The organism is Pseudomonas sp. NPDC089406, assembly GCF_044900265.1.
GTDB classification, from domain to species: domain Bacteria; phylum Pseudomonadota; class Gammaproteobacteria; order Pseudomonadales; family Pseudomonadaceae; genus Aquipseudomonas; species Aquipseudomonas fakonensis.
Genome location: NZ_JBJDNC010000049.1, coordinates 34,014 through 42,807, shown reverse-complemented (window position 1 = coordinate 42,807; position 8,794 = coordinate 34,014). Strand labels below are relative to the sequence as shown.

General features: G+C 63.7%; 7 protein-coding genes and 1 rRNA gene. 4 read left to right on the top strand and 4 right to left on the bottom strand.

The window, feature by feature from the left end:
* Window positions 1-170 (bottom strand): 16S ribosomal RNA (locus tag ACI2KK_RS25270); the annotation flags it as partial.
* Window positions 171-617: 447 nt separating this feature from the next.
* On the opposite strand from ACI2KK_RS25270, the gene ACI2KK_RS25265 reads away from it, so the two are divergent.
* Window positions 618-1,478 carry a formate/nitrite transporter family protein gene (locus tag ACI2KK_RS25265; RefSeq protein WP_404671100.1) on the top strand — a complete coding sequence of 287 codons (861 nt, stop codon included), beginning with the start codon at window positions 618-620 and terminating at the stop codon, window positions 1,476-1,478.
* On the opposite strand, the gene ACI2KK_RS25260 is transcribed toward ACI2KK_RS25265, so the two are convergent.
* Entirely contained in the window at window positions 1,475-2,569 is a 1,095-nt protein-coding gene (locus ACI2KK_RS25260; protein WP_404671099.1) for an MBL fold metallo-hydrolase, read from the bottom strand. The genes ACI2KK_RS25265 and ACI2KK_RS25260 overlap by 4 nt on opposite strands.
* A gap of 127 nt (window positions 2,570-2,696) precedes the next feature.
* On the opposite strand from ACI2KK_RS25260, the gene ACI2KK_RS25255 reads away from it, so the two are divergent.
* Window positions 2,697-3,773, top strand: coding sequence for a diguanylate cyclase (locus tag ACI2KK_RS25255; RefSeq protein ID WP_404671098.1), 1,077 nt, complete (start codon window positions 2,697-2,699; stop codon window positions 3,771-3,773).
* 51 nt (window positions 3,774-3,824) lie between these two features.
* Entirely contained in the window at window positions 3,825-6,407 is a 2,583-nt protein-coding gene (locus ACI2KK_RS25250) for an EAL domain-containing protein (RefSeq protein ID WP_404671097.1), read from the top strand.
* Window positions 6,408-6,412: 5 nt separating this feature from the next.
* Here ACI2KK_RS25250 and ACI2KK_RS25245 read toward each other — a convergent pair whose 3' ends face one another.
* Both ACI2KK_RS25245 and ACI2KK_RS25240 read right to left on the bottom strand, forming a co-directional pair.
* Entirely contained in the window at window positions 6,413-6,733 is a 321-nt protein-coding gene (locus ACI2KK_RS25245; RefSeq protein ID WP_369990124.1) for a DUF2025 family protein, read from the bottom strand.
* A 250-nt stretch (window positions 6,734-6,983) separates the two neighbouring features.
* A complete protein-coding gene (locus ACI2KK_RS25240; RefSeq protein WP_404671096.1) occupies window positions 6,984-7,895 on the bottom strand; it encodes a LysR family transcriptional regulator in 912 nt (303 codons plus the stop codon).
* 114 nt (window positions 7,896-8,009) lie between these two features.
* Here ACI2KK_RS25240 and ACI2KK_RS25235 point away from each other — a divergent pair, with 114 nt between their 5' ends.
* Window positions 8,010-8,768, top strand: a complete 759-nt coding sequence (locus tag ACI2KK_RS25235; RefSeq protein WP_404671095.1) for an SDR family NAD(P)-dependent oxidoreductase — start codon at window positions 8,010-8,012, stop codon at window positions 8,766-8,768.
* The last annotated feature ends 26 nt before the right edge of the window (window positions 8,769-8,794 follow it).

Below are 8,794 nucleotides of genomic sequence, written 5' to 3'. Positions count from 1 at the left end.
GGTATTAGCGTTCCTTTCGAAACGTTGTCCCCCACTACCAGGCAGATTCCTAGGCATTACTCACCCGTCCGCCGCTGAATCAAGGAGCAAGCTCCCGTCATCCGCTCGACTTGCATGTGTTAGGCCTGCCGCCAGCGTTCAATCTGAGCCATGATCAAACTCTTCAGTTCAATACTGCTTGGGTTTTTAAGAAACCCTAAACTTGGCTCAGCAATCTCAAATGACTATGTGATTTCTCGCATGGCCACTTGTGATGCTGATAATCTTGGCGACTATCAAACCGTACTCACAAGCACCCACACGAATTGCTTGATTCAATTTGTTAAAGAGCGTTTGGTTAAGAGCTTTTCGTCTCAACCGAGGCGCGCATTCTACGCTTTCCTCATTTCGTGTCAAGCGTTTATTTTGAAGTTTTTTTCGAAGCTGTTTTTGAAAACACCTTCAACCTCAACAACTTACCGCTTGCCTCGTTGCGTTCAACGCTGCGAGGAGGCGAATAATACGCGCTTTGAAATCAGAGTCAACACCCTGCCCTAAAAAAGTTTCAAACACACTCAAGCAACTATTCAGCCCCTCCCCCGCTCTGTAGAGAAACACCCAAGCGGAGCGCAATGGCCATGAGCGACACGCAAAACGAAAAGACCCCGGGGCTGTCGCCGGACGAAGAGCAGGAGGTCAGCCACAACCAACCGCCACGGGCGGCGGTACTGCACGAGATCATCCGCCTGCAGGGCGACCAGGAACTGGAGCGCACTCTCGCCGCCCTGTGGTGGTCGGCGCTGGCCGCCGGCCTGACCATGGGCCTGTCGCTGATGGCGATGGGGCTGTTCTATGCCCGCCTGCCCGAGGGCGAAAGCGCACAGGTGATTGCCAGCCTCGGCTACAGCGCAGGGTTTCTCGGGGTGATACTCGCACGCCAGCAGCTGTTCACCGAAAACACCCTCACCGCCGTGCTGCCGGTCATGACCACCCCGACCCTGGCCAACCTCGGCCGCCTGCTGCGCCTGTGGGGCATCGTGCTGCTGGGTAACCTGGCCGGCACCTTGCTGGTGGCCTGGGTGATGCTCGAGCTACCGATCTTCGACAGCAAGACCGACATCGCCTTCCTTGAAGTCGGCCGCAAGGTGATGGAGAACGACATCAGCCAGATGTTCGCCAAGGGCATCGTCTCGGGCTGGATGATCGCCACCATGGTCTGGATGATCCCGTCGATGGAGCACGCCAAGATCTGGATCATCCTGCTGATCACCTACCTGATGGCCCTGGGCGATTTCACCCATATAGTAGTGGGCTCACTGGAGGTGTCGTACCTGGTGTGGGCCGGCGACGAGACTTGGGGAGCTTTCTGGCTCGACTTCGCCCTGCCGACCCTGGCTGGCAACATCATTGGTGGCAGCTTCATCTTTGCCCTGATCAGCCACGCCCAGGTACGCAGCGACAGCGGCAAGCCGCCCTCACAGCTATTGAAGGACGACTAACGCGCCGCCACCGCCCGCTCGGCTGCCCGGCCATGACGCGGCGCAGCCTTGGGCCGCCACCAGTTCTGCCCGGCGTGCGGCGAGTCGAGGCTGACACGCTCGCCCATCTGTGGCGTGCACAGTTGCACCTGCGCGGCCTCGGCCAACGCAAGAATGCGCTCGAACGGCTCCTGCCAGCTGTGCATGGACAGGTCGAAGGTACCATTGTGGATCGGCAGCATCCAGCGCCCGCGTAAATCCAGGTGAGCCTGCAGGCTCTGCTCGGGTTGCATGTGCACGTTGGGCCAGGCCAGGTTGTAGGCGCCGGTTTCCATCAGAGTCAGATCGAACGGCCCATAACGCTCGCCAATTTCGCGAAAGCCCTCGAAGTACCCGGTATCACCACTGAAGAACACCCGCAGGCCTTCATCGATCACCACCCAGGACGCCCACAACCGGCGGTTGCTGTCGAATAGCCCGCGGCCAGAAAAGTGCTGCGCCGGCGTGGCAACAAAGCGCACGCCAGCCACCTCGGCCTCCTGCCACCAGTCCAGTTGCTGCACCTTCGCCGCCGGCACCCCCCATTCCACCAGCAGGTCCCCTACCCCGAGCGGCGCCAGAAAATGCTCGGTACGCGGCACCAGGCGGCGGATGGCCTGCTCGTCGAGGTGGTCGAAATGGTCGTGGGAAAGAATTACCGCAGTCAGCGGCGGCAAGTCATCCAGCGACAACGGCGGTGCATGGAAGCGCAACGGCCCGGCCCACTGCACAGGTGATGCCCGCTCGGCGAACACCGGGTCGGTAATGAAGAAGCGCCCACGCAGTTTCAGCAACACGGTGGAATGCCCCAGCCGCCACAAGCTGTGGTCGGGCGCATCGAGCACCTGCTGGCGGGTCATCGGCTGCAGCGCCAATGCCGCACCCGGCCGCGTTTCAGGTGGTTTGCGCAGCAAAAGGTACTTGAGGCCGATGCGCAGCTTTTTAAGCACCCCATCCTTGGGCAACTCGACCTGATTGTGAAAACGCCCGTCGCGGTGGGGCGCCGGCTCGCCGGCAGGGGTAGCCATGGGGACCATGAGCAAGAGCACTCCGAGCAGGAAGAAAGGCTTCATGTTACTCCAGAGGTACTGCATCAACCGTGAATTGGCTTGTAAGGCCATTTTTCGCCGATGAATGAATGTTCAACAATATTCATGCGACTTATGCGATAAACGGCGCCTCACAAAAGAATGGACAACCATGACGGACACCAGCAGCGGCAAGGGACTCTCGTTTGTCCGCCGTATCTACCGCCCCCGCATCATCGGCAAGGCTATCGGCCTGATCGCCGCCGCTGCGGCGGTGGCCCCCCTGCAACAGCCCCACTGGGTTTGGCTGCTGATGCTGTTCAACGGCCTGGCCTGGCCGCACGTGGCCTACCACTGGGCGCGCCGCTCGGCAAAGCCGTACCAGGCCGAGCTGCGTAACCTGCAGCTGGACTCGGTAGCCGCAGGCTTCTGGGCGGCGACCATGCATTTCAACCCACTGCCAAGCCTGACCATTCTGTCGATGGTGACCATGAACAACGTCGCCGCGGGCGGCAAGCCCATGGTCGTCCGCGGCGTGCTCGCGCAACTGGCCGGCATGCTGCTGTCCATGGCCCTGCTCGGCCCTGGCTTGCAACTGCATACCAGCATGGCGCAAGTCTATGCCAGCCTGCCGATGCTCACCCTCTACCCGCTGGCCCTGGGCTGGGTGTGCTACCAGTTGGCGATCCAGCTGGCCGACCACAAGCGCCAGCTCAGCACACTGAGCCGTACCGACAGCCTCACCGGCCTGCTCAACCACGGCTCGTGGAAAGACCTGCTGCAGCACAAGTTCCAGCTCAGCCAGCAGCAACAGCTGCCGGCGGTCATCGCCCTGATCGACATCGACCACTTCAAGGCCATCAACGACACCTACGGCCACGTGGTCGGCGACTGCGTGCTGCGCCAGCTCAGCCACGAACTGCAACGCAGCCTGCGCGAGCACGACAAAGCCGGCCGCTACGGTGGCGACGAGTTCTGCCTGATTTTCCCCGACACCCACGAAGCCCAGGCCTGCCAGGCCATGGAACGCCTGCGCGAACGTGTCGCCGCCTACCGCAACCCGCAACTGCCGGGCCTGCGCATCAGCCTGAGCATCGGCCTTGCAGCCTTTCGCCCAGGCCTTGCCAGTGCCGAGGACTGGCTGCTGGTGGCCGACAAGGCCCTCTACAGCGCCAAGCACCAGGGCCGTGACCAGGTGAATCTGGCCCGCGGCGAGGCCACCGCGCTCAGGCTGGCCTATCCTGAGTAGACCTTCCCCCAGGCCCCGGGCGGGAGGCGCAGTACAAGGAGCCGCCCGCACATGCACAGGAATGCAGACCGTCCCGCCCCGCCCCACACCTCCAACCTGCAGGTACGCCGACTGATCGGCGGTTTCTGCGCTTTGTTCGGCCTGGGCTGCCTGATCGCCCTCGGCGCCCTGTTCAACATCGCTGCCACCCTCGACCAGCAAGCCCAGCAAAGCAGCAGTTTCCAGGCCAACCAGGCACTGCAGCAACGGCTGTTGGGCTCGCGCCAGTTCCTCTCCAGCTACGCGGTCTGGGACGCCGCCTACGAGCACCTTAACGGCCAAGCCGACTGGCAGTGGGCGTATGAGGAAAAAAACGTCGGCGAATCGCTGTACAGCGCAAGCGGTTACGAAGGCGTGTTCGTGGTCACCGACAGTGGCACCAGCTACGCCCTGTTCAAAGGCAAACCCAGTGAATCGCCGGCCACCGCCTTCATCGGCAGCGACCTGGCGCCGATCATCGCCGAGGCTCGCAAAGCGGCGCCGGCACGCGAGCAGGTCACCCACTTCGTGCGCTTCAACGATTGGCCTGCGGTGCTCAGCGCCGCAGCTGTGCGCCCCGACACGGATGTACTCGACGGCGAGGTGCGCAATGCCCCGGTCATGCTGTTCGTCGACCAACTGACCACCGAAAAGCTGGCCCGCCTTGGCGAAGGCGCCGGGCTCAAGGGCATGCGCCTGGAAGAGGACAGCAGCGCCAATACCCGACAACCCCATATCGAGCTGGGCGACACCGGCTTCCACCTGGCCTGGGACAGCCCGCAGCCCGGCCACCAACTACTCTGGGCGGTACTGCCGCCTTTACTTGGGGTATTGCTGCTGCTCGGCCTGGTGCTGCTGTACCTGTTCCGCCACGCGCTGCGCAGCTCCCACGCCATCGACCAGAGCCTGCTGCGCCTGCAACAGAGCAACCAGGCGCTGGAGGCCAGCGAACAGCGTTTTCGTGCCGTGGCCGAGGCCGCGTCCGACTGGATCTGGGAAACCGACCGCCATCACCGCCTCACTTACCTATCGCAACGCTTCGCCAAAGTCACCGGCTACCGGGTCGACGAATGGCTCGGCCAACCGCTTAACCAACTGCTGGCTTGCGACACCACCCCGCTACTGCCCTGGCTCGACGCCCAGGCCGACAGCGACCCGCAGCAACTGGCCAACCTGCGCTGCGCCTACCGCGACCACAACGGCGAGCACCGCTACTGCCGTATTTCCGCACGTTCCATCCTGTTCGACGGCAAGCTTGCCGGCTTTCGCGGCACCGCCAGCGACATCACCGACGAAGTCGACGCCCATGCGCGTATCCAGCACCTGTCGATGCACGACGCGCTCACCGGCCTTGCCAACCGCAACAAGCTCTCGCGCCACCTGGAGCAACTGCTGCTGCGCGGCAGCGACGCCCCGCCGCTGGCCTTGCTGCTGCTCGACCTCGACAGTTTCAAGCCGATCAACGACTCACTCGGCCACGCCGCCGGCGACGCTGTGTTGCAGGAGGTTGCCACGCGCCTGCGCGACAGCACCCGCGACGGCGACCTGGTGGCACGCCTGGGCGGCGACGAGTTCGTGCTGGTGCTGCAAGGGTTGGACAACCGCAGCGAAATCGACCGCTTCTGCGCGCGCCTGATCGACCTGCTGCAGCAACCCATCCTGTTCGAGGAGCACCAGCTGCACATCGGCGCCAGCCTCGGCATCGCCCAGAGCCGTGCCCAGGGTTTCGACGCCGGCGAGCTGATCCGCTGCGCCGACATCGCCCTGTACCAGGCCAAGGCCGACGGCAAGCACACCTGGCGCTACTTCTCCCCTGAAATGAGCCAGCAGATCCAGTACCGCCGGCAGCTGGAGAACGACCTGCGCCGGGCGGTCAAGCAGCAGGAGTTCGTGCTGCACTACCAACCCCGCTACCGCCTCGACGATTTGCACATCGTGTCGGTCGAAGCGCTGCTGCGCTGGCAACACCCGCAAGAGGGCCTGCTGGGGCCGGACACCTTCATACCGCTCGCCGAACAGAGCGACCTGATCGTCGCCCTCGGCCGCTGGGTGCTGCTGGAGGCCTGCCGCACCGCGCGGCAGTGGCCTGAGCACCTGCTGGTGTCGGTCAACCTGTCACCCGCGCAGTTCTTGCGCAGCGATGTGGTGGCCGATGTACGCGAGGTGCTGCTGGAAACCGGCTTCCCGGCCCAGCGCCTGGAGCTGGAAATCACCGAAAACGTCATGCTCAACGACATAGAAGGCGCCCTGGGCACCATGCTCGCGCTGAAGGAGCTGGGGGTACGCCTGAACATGGACGACTTCGGCACCGGCTATTCGTCATTGGGCTACCTGCGCACCTACCCGTTCGACAGCATCAAGATCGACAAACACTTCATTGCCGGGCTGACCAACCAGAGCGGCAACGACCGCGCCGTGGTGCAGGCGATCATCAACCTGGGCAAGGCCATGGGCCTGACCGTGACCGCCGAGGGCGTCGAGACCGAGCAGCAACTGCGCGCACTGGGCAAGGAGCGCTGCCACGAAGTACAAGGCTTTTACCTGAGCAGGCCGGTGGACCGCGAAGGCTTCGAGGCGCTGCTGGCCGACAGCGGGCAGCGCCACGATGCTTCTTGATGCGCCTAGCGCACGGTACGTTCAGCGACGATTTCCGGCAGATCGGTGCGTTTGAGATACAGCCGCAGGGGCTCGCCGATATTCAGCCGGTCGTCCACATGCTGGCCAAACAGCAGTGCCAGGCGCTCACGGCACAGCGCCATGCGCTGCTCGCCATCGGCGCGCCAGACGAATTCGCTGCACGGGGTGATGCTGTCGTCGGCCACATCCATGCCGAACGAGTCTTCGGAAAAGCGCACGATATGGGTGCCGCGCTTGCCGTGGTAACCGACAAAACCATTGAGCTGGTCGGCGGCGTTGCAGATGTCCTGGGACGTGATGGCCATGGCGTTACCTCGCAAAAAAATCGGAAGTGACGCACGCCGGGCGGGAAGCGGCCGCCTCTGACGGGCAACGCGCAAGGGGCAGCCTAACGCCGCGGGGCGTTGGTCGGCAAGCAGCGGTTCCAAGACTGACCTCGATTTTGTAGGAGCGGGCTTGCCCGCGATTGCGATATCAAATTCAACATCACCATCGCGGGGCAAGCCCGCTCCCACGCTGTCGGTTCCCAGCCCAAAGGCCCGACGACCTACCCGCTCATCCCATTGGCGCATCCACCTGCGACGCCAGCACCCCCGCCAACCAGTTCATGAACGCCTGCACCCGCCGTGGCACATGCCGCTGCCGGGCATACAGCAACGACACCGGCATGGCCCGGGCCTGCCAGGGTTCCAGCACCGTCACCATTTCGCCCCGCCGCAAGTGCTCATCCACCCCCACCGCCGGCACCTGGATGATGCCCAACCCCGCCAGGCATGCGGCGGAATACGCCTCGGCGTTGTTCACCGTGACCACGCCGCCCATGGCCTGAAAGCGCAGCTCGCCCTCCTGCTCGTACTCGAACCCCTGGCTGCGCGCGCCAAGGTTGCGTACGTAATGCACCAGCCGGTGCCCGGCCAAGTCCTCAAGGCAACCCGGCACACCATGACGCTCAAGGTATGCGGGGCTTGCACAGTTGCGCATGCTCAACTGCCCCACCGGTCGGGCCACCACATCCAGGTCGCTCAACGCACCGATGCGCATCACGCAGTCGAAGCCCTCGCGCAGCAGGTCGACCTGCCGATCGGTGCAACTGATCTCCACCTCCAACCGCGGGAAGCGCTCAAGAAAGGCCGGCAAAGCCGGCACGATCACCCGCCGCGCCATCATGGTCGGCAGGTCGATGCGCAAGGTGCCGGCCAGCTCGGCATCGTCGGCGCGAAACAACCCTTCGATCTCGTCCATCCCCGACAGCAGGTCCTTGCTACGCTCGTACAACAGCGCGCCATCCTGGGTGGCCTGCACCCGACGGGTGGTTCGGTTGAGCAAGCGCGTGCCCAGCAGCCCCTCAAGCGCGCGCACCTGCTCGGAAACGGTCGAGCGCGGCAATCCCAGGCTCTCGCCGGCCAGGGTGAAACTGTTCAGTTCGCTCACCCGCACGAAGGTGCGCAGCAGTTCGAGCTTGTTCATCCGCAGCCGCCAATTGTCTGGATTAAACGAACAGTATTTCCGGTTTCACGGGATTTAACAGCCCCTGACCGACCAATAACCTGTCGTCACTCTCCACCCATCGAGGTAACCGACATGACCCGCAAAATCGCCCTGATCACCGGCGCCAGCCGCGGCCTGGGCCGCAACGCCGCCGAGCACCTGGCCGCCCGTGGCATCGACATCATCGGCACCTACCACAGCAAGGCCGACGAAGCGCAAAGCGTGGTCAGCACGCTGGAACAGGCCGGCGTACGCGCCGCCATGCTGCAACTGGACGTCAGCAACAGCGCCAGCTTCGCCGCCTTTGCCGGGCAACTGGCCGACACCCTCAAACAGCGCTTCGGCACCGACAAGCTGGATTTTCTGGTAAACAACGCCGGCATCGGCCTGAACGTGCCGTTCAGCGAAACCACCGAAGCACAGTTCGACCAGTTGCTGAACATCCAGCTCAAGGGCCCGTTCTTCCTCACCCAGCACTTGCTGGCGCTGCTGAACGACGGCGGGCGCATCGTCAACATTTCCACCGGACTGACCCGCTTCGCCCTGCCCGGCTACGCCGCCTATGCAGCGATGAAAGGGGCCATGGAGGTACTGACCCGCTACCAGGCCAAGGAACTGGGGGCGCGGGGCATCCGGGTGAACATCCTGGCGCCGGGGGCGATCGAGACCGATTTCGGTGGCGGCGTGGTGCGTGACAACCAGCAAGTGAACGACTTCATCGCCGGCAATACCGCGCTCGGGCGGGTTGGCCTGCCGGATGACATCGGCGCGGCGATTGCGCTGCTGCTGGAGGATGGCAATGGCTGGATCACCGGGCAGCGCCTGGAGGTTTCGGGGGGCATGTTCCTTTGAAGGCCAAGTGAGGCCTATCGCGGGCA

What these genes read in the sequence shown, in the direction of transcription:
- ACI2KK_RS25235 (WP_404671095.1), top strand. Translation starts at nt 8,010, where the DNA reads ATGACCCGCAAAATCGCCCTGATCACCGGCGCCAGCCGCGGCCTGGGC.
- ACI2KK_RS25255 (WP_404671098.1), top strand. Translation starts at nt 2,697, where the DNA reads ATGACGGACACCAGCAGCGGCAAGGGACTCTCGTTTGTCCGCCGTATC.
- ACI2KK_RS25250 (WP_404671097.1), top strand. Translation starts at nt 3,825, where the DNA reads ATGCACAGGAATGCAGACCGTCCCGCCCCGCCCCACACCTCCAACCTG.
- ACI2KK_RS25265 (WP_404671100.1), top strand. Translation starts at nt 618, where the DNA reads ATGAGCGACACGCAAAACGAAAAGACCCCGGGGCTGTCGCCGGACGAA.
- ACI2KK_RS25240 (WP_404671096.1), bottom strand. Translation starts at nt 7,895, where the DNA reads ATGAACAAGCTCGAACTGCTGCGCACCTTCGTGCGGGTGAGCGAACTG.
- ACI2KK_RS25245 (WP_369990124.1), bottom strand. Translation starts at nt 6,733, where the DNA reads ATGGCCATCACGTCCCAGGACATCTGCAACGCCGCCGACCAGCTCAAT.
- ACI2KK_RS25260 (WP_404671099.1), bottom strand. Translation starts at nt 2,569, where the DNA reads ATGAAGCCTTTCTTCCTGCTCGGAGTGCTCTTGCTCATGGTCCCCATG.